Annotated in this window: 18 protein-coding genes; 9 read left to right on the top strand and 9 right to left on the bottom strand. The window is 64.1% G+C overall.

Annotation, left to right across the window (positions count from 1 at the left end; genetic code table 11):
* The first annotated feature begins 105 nt into the window (after nt 1-105).
* The 3 genes from VF515_13880 (at nt 106) to VF515_13870 (ending at nt 3,403) form a co-directional block, all read left to right on the top strand.
* Entirely contained in the window at nt 106-1,170 is a 1,065-nt protein-coding gene (locus VF515_13880; GenBank protein HEX7408726.1) for an NAD-dependent epimerase/dehydratase family protein, read from the top strand.
* A gap of 179 nt (nt 1,171-1,349) precedes the next feature.
* The gene (locus VF515_13875; GenBank protein ID HEX7408725.1) at nt 1,350-2,648 is read left to right on the top strand and encodes a 4Fe-4S binding protein; all 1,299 of its coding nucleotides are present in this window, start codon (nt 1,350-1,352) and stop codon (nt 2,646-2,648) included.
* 200 nt (nt 2,649-2,848) lie between these two features.
* Nucleotides 2,849-3,403 carry a molybdopterin-dependent oxidoreductase gene (locus VF515_13870; GenBank protein ID HEX7408724.1) on the top strand — a complete coding sequence of 185 codons (555 nt, stop codon included), beginning with the start codon at nt 2,849-2,851 and terminating at the stop codon, nt 3,401-3,403.
* 13 nt (nt 3,404-3,416) lie between these two features.
* Here VF515_13870 and VF515_13865 read toward each other — a convergent pair whose 3' ends face one another.
* Nucleotides 3,417-3,953: a hypothetical protein gene (locus VF515_13865; GenBank protein HEX7408723.1), complete on the bottom strand. Its 537-nt coding sequence runs from the start codon at nt 3,951-3,953 to the stop codon at nt 3,417-3,419.
* A 343-nt stretch (nt 3,954-4,296) separates the two neighbouring features.
* Here VF515_13865 and VF515_13860 point away from each other — a divergent pair, with 343 nt between their 5' ends.
* Nucleotides 4,297-5,043 (top strand): SDR family oxidoreductase, encoded by a 747-nt coding sequence (locus tag VF515_13860; protein ID HEX7408722.1) that lies wholly within the window; start codon nt 4,297-4,299, stop codon nt 5,041-5,043.
* Nucleotides 5,044-5,143: 100 nt separating this feature from the next.
* Nucleotides 5,144-6,358, top strand: a complete 1,215-nt coding sequence (locus VF515_13855; protein HEX7408721.1) for an MFS transporter — start codon at nt 5,144-5,146, stop codon at nt 6,356-6,358.
* 46 nt (nt 6,359-6,404) lie between these two features.
* On the opposite strand, the gene VF515_13850 is transcribed toward VF515_13855, so the two are convergent.
* The 8 genes from VF515_13850 to VF515_13815 all read right to left on the bottom strand — a co-directional run bounded on the left by VF515_13850 (nt 6,405) and on the right by VF515_13815 (nt 12,393).
* Complete coding sequence (locus VF515_13850) at nt 6,405-6,917, bottom strand: YIP1 family protein (protein ID HEX7408720.1); 513 nt, start codon at nt 6,915-6,917, stop codon at nt 6,405-6,407.
* Nucleotides 6,918-6,999: 82 nt separating this feature from the next.
* Complete coding sequence (locus VF515_13845; protein HEX7408719.1) at nt 7,000-7,812, bottom strand: crotonase/enoyl-CoA hydratase family protein; 813 nt, start codon at nt 7,810-7,812, stop codon at nt 7,000-7,002.
* A 166-nt stretch (nt 7,813-7,978) separates the two neighbouring features.
* Nucleotides 7,979-8,281 carry an RNA-binding protein gene (locus VF515_13840; GenBank protein HEX7408718.1) on the bottom strand — a complete coding sequence of 101 codons (303 nt, stop codon included), beginning with the start codon at nt 8,279-8,281 and terminating at the stop codon, nt 7,979-7,981.
* A gap of 215 nt (nt 8,282-8,496) precedes the next feature.
* The gene (locus tag VF515_13835; protein HEX7408717.1) at nt 8,497-9,708 is read right to left on the bottom strand and encodes a CoA transferase; all 1,212 of its coding nucleotides are present in this window, start codon (nt 9,706-9,708) and stop codon (nt 8,497-8,499) included.
* A gap of 58 nt (nt 9,709-9,766) precedes the next feature.
* Complete coding sequence (locus VF515_13830; protein ID HEX7408716.1) at nt 9,767-10,750, bottom strand: NAD(P)H-quinone oxidoreductase; 984 nt, start codon at nt 10,748-10,750, stop codon at nt 9,767-9,769.
* Between the two features lie 31 nt (nt 10,751-10,781).
* Nucleotides 10,782-11,666: an MBL fold metallo-hydrolase gene (locus VF515_13825; GenBank protein ID HEX7408715.1), complete on the bottom strand. Its 885-nt coding sequence runs from the start codon at nt 11,664-11,666 to the stop codon at nt 10,782-10,784.
* A gap of 75 nt (nt 11,667-11,741) precedes the next feature.
* The gene (locus tag VF515_13820) at nt 11,742-12,026 is read right to left on the bottom strand and encodes a hypothetical protein (protein ID HEX7408714.1); all 285 of its coding nucleotides are present in this window, start codon (nt 12,024-12,026) and stop codon (nt 11,742-11,744) included.
* Nucleotide 12,027: 1 nt separating this feature from the next.
* Complete coding sequence (locus VF515_13815; GenBank protein ID HEX7408713.1) at nt 12,028-12,393, bottom strand: hypothetical protein; 366 nt, start codon at nt 12,391-12,393, stop codon at nt 12,028-12,030.
* 129 nt (nt 12,394-12,522) lie between these two features.
* Here VF515_13815 and VF515_13810 point away from each other — a divergent pair, with 129 nt between their 5' ends.
* From VF515_13810 to lexA, 4 genes are all read left to right on the top strand, one after another.
* Nucleotides 12,523-13,749, top strand: coding sequence for a GNAT family N-acetyltransferase (locus VF515_13810; protein HEX7408712.1), 1,227 nt, complete (start codon nt 12,523-12,525; stop codon nt 13,747-13,749).
* Nucleotides 13,750-13,810: 61 nt separating this feature from the next.
* A complete protein-coding gene (locus VF515_13805) occupies nt 13,811-14,632 on the top strand; it encodes a pantothenate kinase (GenBank protein ID HEX7408711.1) in 822 nt (273 codons plus the stop codon).
* Nucleotides 14,632-14,916: a hypothetical protein gene (locus VF515_13800; GenBank protein ID HEX7408710.1), complete on the top strand. Its 285-nt coding sequence runs from the start codon at nt 14,632-14,634 to the stop codon at nt 14,914-14,916. Before VF515_13805 ends, VF515_13800 begins: the two co-directional genes overlap by 1 nt.
* Nucleotides 14,917-15,043: 127 nt before the next feature.
* Nucleotides 15,044-15,852, top strand: an 809-nt coding sequence (gene lexA / locus VF515_13795; GenBank protein ID HEX7408709.1) for a transcriptional repressor LexA, incomplete at its 3' end; no start/stop codon positions are given.

The raw sequence follows: 15,852 nt of genomic DNA, 5'->3' as shown, positions 1-15,852 counted from the left end.
AGGCGGGCGCGAACCTTTCCGCGATGGCGGGAGTCGCCTCCATCGCGATGGTCGCCCGAGCAAATCATACCGCGAAGGTCCCCCTCCAGGCTCTCCTGTGTTAAGGTGCGCCGCGCATTTCGGGTGGTGATGATGCAGCATTGTCTTGTAACTGGGGCGGCGGGACTTCTTGGACGGAATCTCGTCAAGGCGCTGCTCGAGCGCGGCGTTCGCGTACGTGCCCTCGTGCGCCACACGCCACTGCGCTTCCAACATGACCATCTCGAGTGCGTCACGGGTGACGTGACGGATTTTCCGCGCCTGCTCGCGGCCTGTGAGGGCATCGATACGGTGTTCCACACGGCGGCGGTGATCCCGTTGCTCGGCGGCCGCAGCGCGACGCGCGAATATCGTGATGCGGCTTGGAAGATCAACGTCGGCGGAACTGAGAATCTGCTTGCAGCCAGTCGAGAGCAGGGCGTGGCGCGTTTCATTTATACCAGTTCGGTGGATGTTTGCTTCGACGGGAAGCCGAATGTGGAGATGGACCATCGCACCCCCTACGCGCGCAAACCGAAAAGTGTGTATGCCGAGACCAAGATCGCCGCGGAAAAACTCGTGCTCGCGGCGAACGGAAACGCCGGCCTGTATACCTGTGCGATTCGTCCGGATGGCATTTACGGGCCAGAGGAAAACGTCATCTTCGACAGCATCGTGAAACAAGCCGCACGCGGGGCTCTCACGGTGGCCATCGGCAGCCCCCACACGCTGCAGGACAACTCCTACATCGACAACCTGGTCCACGGGGAGCTCCTGGCTGCCGAGCACCTCGGGCCTCATGGTACGGCTTCGGGCAAGGCCTACTTCATCACCGACTACGCGCCGCAAAACACGTTTGCATTCTTCCGGCCCATCATCGAGGGGCTGGGCGTTCCGTTCCCGACACGCCGCATCCCGCGCGCACTCATCGCCCCCATCCTCAGCCTATGGGAACACCTCCACTTTCGCTTCGGCATCGCGCCGCCTCCCTTTGGTCCCCATGCCCTCGACAAGATCACGATCAGCCACTACGGCAGCATCGAGGACGCCAGGCGAGACCTGGGCTACACGCCGATCAAGACCTATGAGCAGGCCATCTCCGAATGCCTGCCCTATTGCCGCGAGCGCTTCCGGGCTCTCGTGCGGCACTAGCGCGGGCTGGTAACGCTGCGTCCGTAGGCGCTTGGTCGAGGAGACCGTCACGCCGGGGGCGCGATGACCAGCCGCCACCCAAAAGGAAGACGTCGCCCTCCTCAAGACGGTTACGAAGAACGTCAAGGGAAGTAGATCCGCGAACTGACAAGGCCGGTTCAGGCAAAGGAGGAAGAGCAATGGGGCATCTCGCGGTCCAAAAACCTTACCTGGCACTGCAGAAACGGCTGCATAAGAACCCGATCGGCGCCCCGGCCGCCGAGGAACTCTTCGAGATCCTGCGGCTGCGCTTCACCGAGGAGGAGGCGGAGATCGGGGCGAGAATGCCCATGACGCCGGCTCCGCTCGAGAAGCTCAGCCGGCGACTGGGGCAGCCAGCGGACAAATTGGAGGCGAAGCTCGAACGCATGGCCGAGAAGGGCCTCGTCCTCGACTTTCATACCAACGGGAAGCCCTTCTACATGCTTGCCCCGACCGTGATCGGCTTCTTTGAGTTTACCTTCATGCGCTTGCATAAGGACCTGCCCAACAAGAAGCTGGCTGACCTGCTTTCCACCTACATGTTCGAGGACAGGACCTTCGCTGACAACGCGTTTCGGGGCGACACGCAGGTCGGCAGAGTGATCGCTCACGAGAAGACGCTGACGGATGATCTGCGCTCTGAAATCTTGCCGTACGAGCAGGCATCGGAGATCTTGAAGAACGCCAAGCTCCGCGCCGTCGGTCTGTGCTACTGCCGTCACAAGGCGATGCACCACGGCAATCCGTGCAAGAAACCGATGGAAACGTGCACGACCTTGAACCAGTCGGCCGACTGGGCGATCCGGCGGGGATACGCCAGAAAAATCTCGGCCGAGGAGGCGCTCGATATCGCTGCCCTGACGCGAGACAACCACATGGTCCACATCGCCGACAATGTGAAGAACAACGTGAGCTACATCTGTCATTGCTGCGGCTGCTGCTGTGGCATGCTCAAGGCGATCAACCACCACGGAATTCAGACTGCCGTACACACCAGCAATTTCCTGGCGAGCGTCGATGACGAGAAGTGCAAGGCGTGCGCCCGCTGCGTCAAAGCCTGCCCGGTCATGGCGATCGACATCAAGCCGGTGAGCTTTGGAACGGCGACGGCGCGCATCGATGAGGAACTATGCCTGGGCTGCGGCGTGTGCGCCGTGTCGTGCAAGAACAAGGCGCTGTCTATGAAGGCTCGCCCCAAGAGGGTGTTCACGCCCGCAGACAACATCGAGCGTCTGGTCAGGGCCGCGGTCGAACGGGGCACCATCCATCATATGCTGTTCGACGATCCGGATAGCGTGACCAGCCGGGGCATGAATCTCGCGCTCGGGGCTTTGCTTTCCCTTCCCCTCACCAAACGGCTCCTGGCTGTCGAGCAGATACGGTCGACTTTCGTAAGGACGATCGTCAATGGCGCGAAGAAACAAGCGGCTGCTGACGTGGCGACCACTGAAGGGTGACCAAATGGCAAACACGGGCAACAGCAGCTGGCAGAGCACGGCGTGCGTGGTCTGCGCCACCAACTGCGGCCTGGAAGTCCAGGTCGAAGACAACCGCATCACCAAGGTCCGCGGTGACAAGCGCAATCCGTTCAGCCAAGGGCTACACCTGCAGCAAAGGCCTTACGGTCGGGAAGTTGGTGGGCCACAAGCAGCGCGTGATGACTCCACTCAAGCGAATGCCCGACGGCAGCCACGCTCCGATATCGTGGCCCCAAGCCGTCTCGGAGATCGCGGCGCGGCTCGGCAACATCGTTGAGCAGCACGGTCCGGAAGCTTTCGCGCTGCTGGGCGGTGGTGGGCAGGCCAACCATCTGGACTTCGTCTACGCCGTCGGTTTCCTCCGGCCCCCGGTGCTGCCGGCGCCGCCCGAGACCAGGCAGGAGTGCATCATCTTCTACGAGCTTGCCAAGGCGATGGGGCTCGACTACCAATCGAACCCGGCCTTCGCCGCATTGGAAGGGGCAATCGCGGCCGGCGATCCGGCGCCCGTGCTCACGATCATCAAAGGGCTGTGCATGCTGTTCGCGATGACTCGGCAGCAGGAGCTGCTCGCGGCCGGTACGATCAGCACCGGCGGGAATGCGGCCGACGAGGTCTTCCAGAAGCTGCTCGATCACCCGGAGGGTGTACTGCTGTGCAAGGTGGACCCAAAACGGAACTGGGAGCAGGTGCGGACCGCTGATCAGAAGGCCGTTCTCGACCGACCAGGGTGAACGTGCAACGCACTCAGGTCAGTTGTGGGGCACTGGGTACCGAGTCAGAAGCGGCGGGTGAGATACGGCACACCGGCGGTGCCGGTGTGCCGTAGAGCCGGACACGGGCGGTGCGGTCGGAGCTGCCCTCGTAGACGCTGAATCCGGAGCCGTCGCCCGGCGCGATCGCCTTGAAGGCGAACGAGATCACCGACTGGTCGCCGGCGGGTGTGATCGGGCTGCCAGCGGTGGTGGCGTTCGGGGCACCGACCGTCGCGACGTCCGGGGTGAACGGCGTGCCTGCGCCGGGGCTGTTGTAGCTTCCGCCGAACTGCCACGACTGCGTTCCGCTAAACGCGATCGTGTTCACGATAACGTCGCTGCCAGCGACATTGTTCGCGAACGGAACGGGACTGCCGCTAACAATGCCTCCGTCCCAGCCGTTCTGAAGGTTCAGGTCCCCCAGGCTGTAGGCCGCGAAGGATGCCCACGCCGGCCCGGTGAACAGCAGCAGGCAGATCAGCCCACACAGCGCGCAGTACTGAATCCGTATTCCGCCTTTATTCACCATGCTCTGCCCCTTCCTCGTTTCATGGTTCACCGAGAGGTGCGCAATGTCAGGGTCTGGTTGGCTGGGCTTGCGAAGCCCGCAGTCGTGGGAGGCAAAGCGTACACCGGCAGTAAAGCCCGTCAAGGCGCAACCCCTCATAGCTCCCTGAGGTCATGGCGTTTCATGACTTTAGTCAACCGCCTTGCCGAAATGGGGCAGCGCGGCGCCGCTAGCTCTTCTTGCGGAATCCAGCTGGACCGAGCGGATGCAGTTGATCTTGCCCAGAACCAGTCAGGGCGCTGCTCATCCAGTGGTGGCGTCGCCGTCGCGCAACTGGTAGACGATGCGCTCCGAAGGAGAGCCGATGGATATCAACGGCAAGGTCGCAGTCATCACCGGAGGCGGGTCCGGCATCGGACGGGCCACGGCGGTGCGTCTGGCCACCGAGGGCGCGCGTGTCGTCGTCGCCGATGTCGACCAGAACGGGGCAGGCGAAACCGTCGCTTGCATCGAGCAAGCGGGTGGGACCGCCGCCGCCATCCGTACGGACGTGGCGCGGCCAGCTGATATCACCGCCATGCTGGAATTTGCCGAACACCATTTCGGCGGGTTGGACATCCTGCACAACAACGCCGGCATCACCACTGGTGACCCCGGCTACCCGAACGCGGGGTTGGAGCAGTGGCAACGCGTCCTCGACGTCAACCTGCGGGCGGTGCTACTCGGCACGCAGCTGGCCTTGCCCTTGCTGCGCCGCCGGGGCGGTGGCTGCATCATCCACACCTCGTCCATGGCCGGTCTGGTCGGCTGGCCGCCGGATCCGATCTACGCCGCCACCAAGGCTGCGGTGATACTGTTCACCCATTCCATGGCGCCGTTTGCCGCCGAGAACGTCCGCATCAACTGCATCTGTCCCGGTGGCGTCAACACCCCCATGCTGCAGCGGGCGCGCCAGAGCGCCAGGGAGAAACCGCCCGAGGATCTCCCCCTGCTGGAGCCCGCGGAGGTCGCCGATGGCGTGGTCCAGCTCGTTGCCGACGACTCGCTTGCCGGGCGCGCGTTACTGATCGGACCCGGGCTGCGCGATTTTGCCCCGCTGCCGGGCCAGTGACGGACCCTCGGTACGGTTGCAATCTAGGCGGGGCCGCTTCAAGAAAGTCTCATTTCGCCTTCGATCTCCCAGCGACGACTCCCCGATCCGTCGGCACGTGATGACTCCAGAGGTGCAACAGCAATCACCCGCTACCAGTGAAGCGCTCTACACTCGGCGGTTCTGGCTCGCATGCAGCGTCCACTTCTGCGGCGCCATGGCCATGTCGCTCTACATTCTGTTCCCCCTTGTCGTCCGACACTTCGGGGGCAGCGAATTCATTATCGGGGTATACGCCGGGATGACCGGCGCCGCGGCGGTGGCAGCGCGCCTGCCGGTGGGACGCTGGCTCGATACCTTGGGCCGCCACCGCGTTTTGACCATCGCCGGACTCTTGCATGTCGTCGCGTGGTGCGGCTTTCTCTCCATCGACGCACTCGGGATGCGTTCGGCGTTCTTCGTCCTCGTCTACGGTCTCGCCAGCGGCTCGTTATTCGCCACGTATTTCACCTACGCCAGCGACATCACGCCAGTGAGCCGGCGGTCTGAAGGCATCGCCATGTTCGGCATCTGGGGCATGCTGCCGAACGGGCTGGGGCCGTTCCTCGGTGAATTCCTCATCAGCCGGGCAAGCCTTCACGCCTACTTCCTGGTCGCCGCCAGTTTCGCCTTTCTCTCGCTATGCCTCAGTCAGCTCTTACCCGAAACGGCGCGACCTGCCACCAAAGCGCCCGCCGACCGGCTACCGAGGATTACGAGTGTTCGCAGTCGGGGTTTGCTCTTTGTCCTGTGTACGACCTTTCTGTTCGGCGCAGCCGTGAACGGCGTCTTCACCTTCATGGCCCCTTTCGCGCAGGCACGAGGCCGCGGGGTAGTCGGCGGTTTTTTCATGAGCTACGCCTTCGCCGCGGTGGCCGTCCGGGTGGTGACGCGGCGCTTGCCGGACAGACTCGGCTTGATTCGTGTGCTCATCCCCGCGCTCTTCCTCTACGCCACGGGCGTGCTGTTGGTGCCGCATGTCTCGGGCGTGCCCACCCTCATGCTGGTGGGTGCCATGTGTGGCGCTGGCCACGGATACGCCTTCCCGATCTTCAATGTGCTCGCCATCGAGCAAGTCTCGCCGGCACACCGCGGCCGGGCCGTGAGTTGGCTCACGGCCATGTTCGACCTCGGGAACACCGTTGCCAATCCCATCCTCGGCGCCATTGCGGAATGGGCCGGATACGGAGTGATGTTCACGCTGGTGGGCTGTGGCGTTCTCAGCGCCGCCGCAGCGGTGTGGTGGAAAGGCGGGACGCTTTCAACCGGGCAGAAACGGGCGCATGGTGGCGCCTGAGGACGCCGTGCTGTTACTTACCGGGACCGCAAGGCAGCGACTCAGGCTACCCGGTCGCCAGGTAGGCCGACACAGCACCCAACACCAGGTACACGATGAACGCCAGCACGGAGACGAGCACTGCTCGCCAACGCGACATGTCGTACACGGCTTGCACGGCGAGCGCCGTGGCTGCGACCAACCACGGCACGACGACGATGCGCACCACCGTGCCGAGGATCGGCACGGTGCCGACGATCAGAAACAGCCCGGGGGCCGTGCCGAACCCGAGCGCGCGCAGCAGCGAGCGACCCGGCTGCCGACGTCCGAACGGCCTGGCGACGACGAGCACCACCGCTGTCCACAGCAGCCACCCCAGCACCGCCGCCCCCACTCCGGCGGAAATTCCGGCCCCCCCGAGCCGCGGCACCAGGCCCATCCCGTTCGACACGCCGCTCAACAGAACGACCACGAACGCTTGCCCCGAAGCCGCGGCGTCCGCGCTGACGTCTAGATAAAAGGGCAATTGCAGCCGCAGCGCCGCAATCACACGCTCGATCAGCCGGCGTCCGTTTGGCATGGTTTCTCAGTCGACTCCTACGGGCCGGGGGCGAGAGGTCTTGAGGGCCCAGGGATTGTGTTCCAATCCCGAGGCCGACGAGCTAGCGGCCCTTGAACACGGGCCGGCGCTTCTCCTTGAAGGCGCGCGTGCCTTCTTTGGCGTCCTCCGACATCTGAACCGGGATGCCGAGTTCCATTTCCTTTTCGAGCGCCTGCTCGGTCGGCACACCAAGGCTGGCCAGCACCGAGCGCTTCACCGCCTGCACGGCCAGCGGCCCGTTGCCGTTGATGATGTCGGCGTAGCGGCGCGCCTCGGCCATGACCTGCGAGGCCGGGACGACCTTGTTGATCAAACCGAGGCGCTGCGCTTCGGCTGCGGCGAAGCGCTCGCCGGTAAGCAGGATCTCCATGGCGTTGCAGAACGGGATCTGCCGCGCCAGGCGCACCGTGGAGCCGCCCATGGGAAACAAGCTCCATTTGACTTCGGCGATCGCAAACTGGGCATCTTCCGCAGCGACGCGGATGTCGGTCGCTTGCAGGATCTCGGTGCCACCGGCCACACAAAAGCCCTTCACCGCGGCGATGATCGGCTTGCAGACTTCGAAGTTGCGGAGCAGGCCTTTATAAATGATGCTGTAATCGTCCTTGATGCGGTGGTCGAACTCGTCCTCGGGGGGACGCAATCCTTGCATCATGCGCACCAAGCGGTCGAGGTCGGCCCCGGCGCAGAACGCCTCGTCACCCGCGCCCGTCAGGATGGCCACACGGACAGCCGGATCGTCGTTGATGTCTTGCCAGGCATCGGCAAGGCGGCAGAGCATCTCGGCGTTGATGGCATTGCGCACTGCCGGGCGGTTCATGGTCACGATGGCGAGGCCGCCCTCCTTGCTGTACAGCACTGCAGGTTCAGTCATCACTCTCCTCGCTCAGGACCCGTCGCTGTTGTGGAGGTCACCGATCCGCTCGGGCCGCACAGAGGCTCACCCTCTGAAAAACGTTCGTTTGTCAGCGCAGTTCTGCCCGTTGCGGGCACAGAACTCCCGCCACACGGACTCTCACGGTCGGACGTGTTGAGTACTGCTAGTAGCGGCCGCCGCGACCACCACCGCCGCGGCCACCACCACCGCCGCCGCCTTCGCGCTCGCGTGCTTCGTTGACCTTGAGCGCGCGGCCTTTGAAATCTTTGCCGTCGAACGACTGAATGGCCTTTTGCGCGTCAGCGTCCGAGGCCATTTCCACGAAACCGAAACCACGGGACTGTCCCGTAGCGCGATCGGTGACGATGGTGACGGATTCGCAGGTGCCCGCTTCCGCGAACAGATCTTCCAGCTCTTTGCTGGTCACGTCGAACCCGAGATTACCGATGTACAGTCTCTTTCCCATCTCCCGAACTCCTCATTGGGTCGCCTTGCGACCGTTTCCTTGCCGCCTTCGGCACGGCCCACACCGTGCCATGTCCTTTCCCTGAATCCGTCAGCGGGAAACGCACCGAGCAAGATCTGTGTGGCAGGATTCGCACGCTAACCGATCACTTGGAGTATTTTACCAGTCCGTGCTGTCCACGACAACCCAGTTTCTGGCCTCCCAGGCGGAACGGTTCAAATCACCTCCTGATCTTTGAGGGCGGCAATGTGCTCCCAGTCGTACCCGAGCAGGCCGGAAAGAATCTCCTCGGTGTGTTGTCCGAATTCCGGAGCCGGCAGACGCACCGATCCGGGGGTCTCGCGCAGCCGCACCGGAATGCCAACGACCTGGGTCGTCCCGAACTGCGGGTGTTCGAAATCGACGATGTAATCATTGGCGCGCACCTGCGGATCGTTGGGGAGGTCATCGACACTGTTCACCACCGTGAAGATGAAATCGCCCCCAGCGCGCAACATGCGCAACCACTCCTCGCGCGGCCGGCCGGCGAACACCTCATCGAGAATCTCGATCGCCGCACCGGCATTGGCCGCGCGCGCACGCAAGTCGGTGAAGCGCTCATCATCGGCCAGCTCGGGCCGTCCCAAGACACGGCAAAAATCGGCCCAGTAGCGGTCCGGCTGCAGCATGCCCAGGCAGATCCATGCGCCGTCGCCGCAGCGGTAGTGATTCCACAGGGGGTTGGAGGCGTACTTGCGCGGCACGCGCGGGATGGCGAAGCCCATCATCAGGCGGGCGGCGACGCTCAGACCTTGCAGCATCAGCATGCTGCCGAGATGCGAGGCGTCGACCTCCTGTCCGACGCCGAACCGCTCGCGCGCCAGAAGGGCGGCGAGCACGCCGTAGGCCAGCATGATGCCGCCCATCTGATCGGCGATGCCGCCGGCAATCTGCAGCGGCGGCATGTCGGGTTCGCCCGCCGCCAGCATAATGCCGGACCGCGCCAGACCGAGCTGATCGAACGAGGGATCGCCGCTCTCCGGCCCTTCGGGGCCGTAACCTGTGGCGCTGGCATAGATGAGCCACGGGTTATGCTGGCGCAGGGTGGCGTAATCGAGCCCGAGCCGCGCCGCCACGCCGAGGCGGAAGTTCTGCACAAAGACGTCCGACTTCGCCACCAGCTGGTACAGGATGTCGCGCCCCGCCGGCTTTTTCAGGTCGAGCGTGAGGCCCTTCTTGTTGCGGTTGTTGGCCTCGAAATAGAAGTTCGGGCGGTCTTTCATGTCGACCCCGCTCATCCTGACCATGCCGCGGCCGGGGTCGCCGCGTTCCCGTTCTTCGATCTTGATCACCTCCGCGCCCAGGTCCCCGAGCATGGCAGAACACACGGGGCCTTGTTGCCAAATGGTCCAGTCGACCACGCGAATCCCTTCCAGCGGCATGGACATGGCTCAACTCCTTCTCGACTCGTATGCCGATCAACTCCACGGCCTCGGATGCCGCGCCTCAGGACGAGACTCGCAGCACCACTTTGCCGAAATGCACGCTGGACTGCACCACGCAATGGGCTTCTGCCGCCTGCTCCAGCGGCAGGACACGATCAATGACGGGCTTGATGCGTCCGGCCTGGAGCGCTTCGCCGAAGCGCCGCAGAAAACCAGACACTATCTCGGCCTTCTCAGCGACGGGACGCGCGCGCAGCGTCGAACCGATCACGCGCAACCGGCGCAGAAGCAAGGCCGCCAGATTGATCTCGGCCTTGGCGCCACCGATGAGGCCGATGATCACCAAGCGCCCATCTGTGGCCAGGCATTCCAGATTCGAGGCCAGGTACTGGCCCCCAATGGAATCCAGCACCACGTCAACGCCGCGGCCGCCGGTGGCATCACGCACCGGCGGGGCAAAATCGCCAGTACGGTAATTGATGGCGAGGTCGGCGCCGAGGTCGCGGCAACGCCGGCACTTGTCCTCGCTCCCTGCGGTGACCAGGCAACCTACGCCCGCCTCGCGCAGCAGGATGATCGACGCCGTACCCACACCGCTGCCGCCGCCGTGCACCAAAGCGGTGCCGCCGGCCTTGAGTTCGCCGAGCTGGAACAGGTTCAGAAATGCCGTGAGGAAGACCTCCGGCAGCGCCCCGGCTTCTTCGAAGCTCAATGCCGCCGGCACGTGCATGGCGGAGCCGTGATGCACCACCACTTGTTGCGCGTACCCACCGCCCGACAGGAGCGCCATGGCGCGGCCGCCAATCCTCCAGCCGGTCACCGCTTCCCCGACCTCGATCACTTCACCGGCGCATTCGAGACCGAGAACCGGAGATGCACCGGGCGGCGGCGGGTACAAGCCCTGGCGTTGCAGGAGGTCAGCCCGGTTGACAGCGGTCGCACAAACTCGAATGCGGATGTCTTCCGGACCCAGCAGCGGAGATGGAACCTCTCTGATCGTCAGGACCTCCTCCGTTCCCGGCTTGTCGAAGATGATGGCTTTCATTGGCGCTCGCCGGATCCCGCTGAACCGGGGCTCATGGATTTTTCAGCTCCTCGTACACCCATCCGATATTCTGGGCGCGTGACGTGAAGAATGGAATCCCCTGAAAATCATCGTACTGGCGCAAGTCGACCGCGGCCTGGGTCGCAGCGAGGGATTTACCCTGTCCGACCTGTCCCTCGACCTGGGATACGAGACTGCGCAGGTAGCTGTGAAACCTCTCCACGTCGGCACGGGTCGAGAGCGGACCGTGCCCGGGGATGAATTGCTCCGCGGCGGTGAGAGCTAGCACCCGATCGAGGCTCGCCACCCACTGCCGTGCCGAGCCGCCAGCGCGCAGGTCGATGAACGGGTACATGTCATGGAGGAAGAAATCGCCGGTGTGCAGGATGTGTCGCTTGGCGAAATACACCACGATGTCGCCGTCGGTATGCCCGCGGCCGGGATGGGTGATACGGATCGACTCATCGCCAAACTGGAGCTCTCTCTCCTCGTCCACCAAATCATTCGGCAGCAGGTTCCAGGCCGGCTCGACCTCCCAGAACTTTTCGTCCCGTGCCAACAAATGCGCACGGGTGCGGCGTTGAGCGATCACATCGGTGCCCGGGGCGTAATTGGCGTTCCCGTGCGTGTGGTCGGAATGGTAGTGCGTATTGATGATGACCTTGACGGGCTTGTCGGTGAGCGAACGGATGATCTTCGCCAGCCCTCGACCCGGGCTCCAGAACTTCGGATCGACCACGAGCACACCGTCATCGCCGATCAGCACGGCAGTATTCCCACCACCGCCGAGGACAACATAGAAGCGGTCGTCGATCTTGACCGTCTCGGTGTACAGAAACCGGTAGGCGCGGTAGCCGACGAACCCTACAATCAGCAGCAAGAGGATCCCAAGACCAGCCAAAAGGCGACGCGCCATTCGCATTGCTGTTGATACGAAGATCCGCCGCTGGGTGCAATCGCCAACCACAGATCCCGGCCGAAATTCTCAACGTTACGGCGCCGGGGACGGATCCGAGGCCGGCGTGGCGGCCAGCGCGCCCGGGGTCACTACCTCCCGCTTGTCCAGCAACAGCTGTTTGCGACGCCTCAAGTCCTCGAGCTGCGTCTCGATGTAGCGCTCACGTTGTCGCACGGATTCGAGCTTCTCGATCAACTGCTTCTCGCGCTCGTTGAGCTGATCGAGCCGCGACTTGCCCTCGACTCCGAGCGCCACACCCGCCGCAGCCAGCTGGATAGCGCACACGGCTATCAGGATAGCCTGCCGGTGACGCGCCATATCAGAAAACCGCCGCATGCACAGCGGCAATCGCCACGGGCACCACCGCCCATAGCAGGGCAAGGACCACCACAATGGCGGCATGGCCATGGATGAACGCCAGGCGTTCACCTGGAAAGTACCACCAATCGAGAACAGCGAGATTGATGACTTCGTACAGCAATCCGGCCGCTAAGCCGAGCAGAAGTGCCGGCAAGACACCGATCTGCGGTACCACGGCGGCGATCCCGCCCATCACCAGGCCGAAGATGACCAGCACGTTGACGAGCGGGTAGTGAGCCCGGCGATAGATCCACAGGCTCAGTGATCGGGCACAGGTTTCGGCGAGTATGCCGAAGACGACTCCAATCAAAACGCAGCGCAGCATGGCCAGCCCTCTAAACGCCTTGGGAAGGTTTGCCCGATCGGCGGAAAAGTTACAAGGGTGGAGACGAATCGCCCTCGTCTCGTTGCGATTTCTTCTGCTTCCGGAACGATCGTGCTAGGGTTGCCCCCGATGCAGAGTCCGGCCGAAAAAGCACTCCCGATCATCGAGTCGTTCGATGAAAAACAGTTCTACCTCGACGAGTTTCGGGGACACACGCTGGTGTTTTCTCTCGCACTCGAAGAGCTGTCGCGCGATGAGGATTACGAGCGGGTGGCGGGGATCGCGCGCGAGCTGTTGACCAACAATACCCGTGTGCTCATCCTGGTCCCCACGCCCGATAGTGGCCGGGGGGAGCAGGTCCTGCGGCGACTGCAGCGGCGTCTCGGCCCCCTCATTTTCAGCGACGACACCATCCCGCTCTTTGCCGACCGGCGGTCGCGGGCCTCGGCGTTCCTTCAGCTGCAGCCGGACGCCTTCGCCTCGCCGGCCACCACCTCGGCGTTGCTGACAACGATCTGGTCAGTGTTGCGCCGAGGGCCGCTCTTCGTGGGCGTCATCGGCGGGGTGAGCCAGGCCGCGGCGACCTTCTTGGCGCAAGAGATCGCCGTGCGGTTGCGCGTACACAAGCTGGTCTTGGTGGAGCCGGAAGGCGGTGTCGTCGGTGCGGACAGCCATCAGCTCTCATTCTTGGACGAAACGATGCTGACCGCCCTGCTGCGGGCCGGCCAGGCGGAGTGGGCGGGCTTAGCCGCCCGGCGCTCTACATTCGACGCGGTGCGCGCCGCGCTGCTTGGCGGCGTCAGCTCGGTGAATCTGTGCTCGCTGGCCGGCACCGCCCGCGAACTCTTCACCTACGAGGGCTCGGGAACGTTGTTCACCCTCGCCGACTACTGCCGCATCGAGCGGACCGGTATCGATGATTTCGAAGAGGTCGAGCGGTTGATCGAACGCGGGCAGCGCGAAGGCGTGCTGAAGTTGCGGACGGCCGACGAAGTGGCCGCCATGTTGGTCAACGCATACGGCGCCACCATTGGCGCGCACCACTTGGCGGGCATCTGCGCCTTGATCACCGCACCCTACGCGGCAGAGCGCGTCGGCGAGATCGTCGGCCTCTACGCCATCACGCGCTTCAAGGGCGAGGGCGTCGGTGGACGCCTGATCGCGCGCGTGCTTGCCGATGCGCGTGCCGCCGAACTCGACTACGTCTTCGCCTGCACGACGGAGGAGCGAGCGCAAGCATTCTTCGAGCGGCAAGGCTTTCGGCGTGTGGGCATCGGCGACGTGCCCGCCGCCAAATGGGTGGGGTACGATGCCCAGCGCAAGGCACAGGTCGCCGTGTACCGGCTTGAGCTGTGAGACATCCGAGTCGACCGGTTATGCGCCTTCGACGTTCGGCCATCTTCTTTCAGCCTCAGCCATGATCGTTGGCATCGACATTGGGGGTTCCACCACCGACGCCGTGCTGCTCGACGGCAACGTGCGGGTGGTGACGGTGGAGGCGAATGATCCGGTCGCGGCCGCCGCCGGCGCCTTGGGGAAGCTGGTCAGCGATCTGCAGCATCGCTTGAGCGACGTGACCGCCATCGCGGCAACCGGCGGCGGCGCCCGCCGACTCGGCGACAGTCTGCTGGGGATTCCGGTGCACAAGATCTCCGAGATCACCGCCATCGGCGTCGGCGGCTCGACCTTGGCGCAGAAGCGCGAAGCCTTGGTCGTCTCCATGGGGACGGGAACGGCAATCGTTGCCGTGAAGGGTGACGACATCGTTCATGTGAGCGGCACTGGCGTCGGCGGCGGCACGCTGCTGGGTTTGTCGAAACATCTCCTCAACGTCGCGCGGCTGGAGACGCTGGAGACTATGGCGGCGCGCGGCGATCTGTCGCGCATCGACCTCACCGTCGGCGATGTGGCCGGCGGACCGGTCGGCAACCTGTCCGCCGATGCTACTGCCAGCAACTTTGGCAAGCTGTCTTCCGACGTGACGCCGGAAGACAAGGCGCGCGCCCTGATCAACATGATCGCCGAGGTCATCGTGGCGCTCAGCATCACTGCGGCCCGTGCCAGCGGGCTACGGGACATCGTGCTCACCGGCAAGCTGGTCCGCGTCAAGCCGTTCGTCGAGCGCATCACCGCCACCCGTTTCCTGTTCGAACGGCACTTCATCATTCCGCCGCACGCCGAGTTCGCCACCGCCATCGGCGCCGCGCGCAGCCTGCAACGAACAGTGGAGAAGACCTGATGGCACGGGCCTGTAAAGTCATCGGCGCTGCGCTGGCGGTCCTCGGGGTCGCCATCGCCGTGGCCTTCGTCGTCGTCATCGGCCGCGACGATGCCTACCGGCACGCCGAACTGGCGTACGCGCGCAACAATGGCAATGCGATGTACGAACTGGAGTTCCGCGGCGTACAAGTGCGGCGCGCCTTTCAGGCCGTCGGCGTGGTGACCGGGGTGCTCTTGGCGCTGAACGGCAGCACGTTGCTGGGGCTGGGCATCCTCGCGACGCGGACGCGAAAGCCGTCCTGAACTCCGGCCGATCGGACGCCGGACAACACGCCTAGATCGTGCCCGATAGGCCCTACCACGGTAGGTCGCCGTTTGACTTTTGCTCTTTCTTCGCCTACGGTTGGAAGCAGAGCAAAGGAGGAGGGCGATGCAATTGTCGCAGAGTTCCGCGCTAGTGGATGCAGCGAACGACTTCGAATGCTGTGATACGGTTGAGATTCCACTGCTCGGCGTCGTGGCGGCCGGCGCGCCATACGAGGCCGGCGCGCTCGAAGAGACGCTCAACGTGCCCACGACCTTGTGGGGTGGAAGACGGGTGTTTGCGCTGCGCGTGCGTGGCCATTCGATGATCGACGAAGGCATCCACAACGGCGATTACCTGATTGTGGAGCCGCGCCCGACGGCAGAGAACGGTCAGACGGTGGTGGCCGAGATCGATGGCTGCGTCACCGTGAAGAAGTATTACCGCGAGGCCGACGGGCAAGTGCGGCTCCAACCCGCCAATCCCGAGATGCTGCCGTTGATCATCCACGGTGCGAGTGTGCGTGTTATCGGCGTGGTCGCCGGAATCGTACGCAAGTTCGGCTTCGAAAGGCCTCGCGCGCTGCCCGGCACCACGGAAAGCCGGCCGGCACCGTCAGCGAAAACTCCGACGACCAATCACCGCCCGCTATTTCCGGGCGACGACTCGGCCTCCCTCGACCTGGCGGTGAACGTCATGGACAGTCAGCTCGTCCGCTGGCAGGCGGCCATCGCTCGCGCCAAGCACGACAAGCGGCTGCGCCGGCAAGTCCCGCAGATGGAAGAGATGAGCCGGAACCTCCAGGCCGTGCGTGACTGGTGCGCCCGTACTCGCAAGCCGAGCCTGCGTCGCGCCTTGGTCAATGAAGCCAACCGCATCATGCGCCGCATGCAGCGCTTCGCCACGGTCACGCCGGTGCAGTTGACGGACCTCGT

The organism is Candidatus Binatia bacterium (assembly GCA_036382395.1).
Classification (GTDB): domain Bacteria; phylum Desulfobacterota; class Binatia; order HRBIN30; family HRBIN30; genus JAGDMS01.
This window is presented reverse-complemented; position numbering and strand designations above follow the sequence as displayed.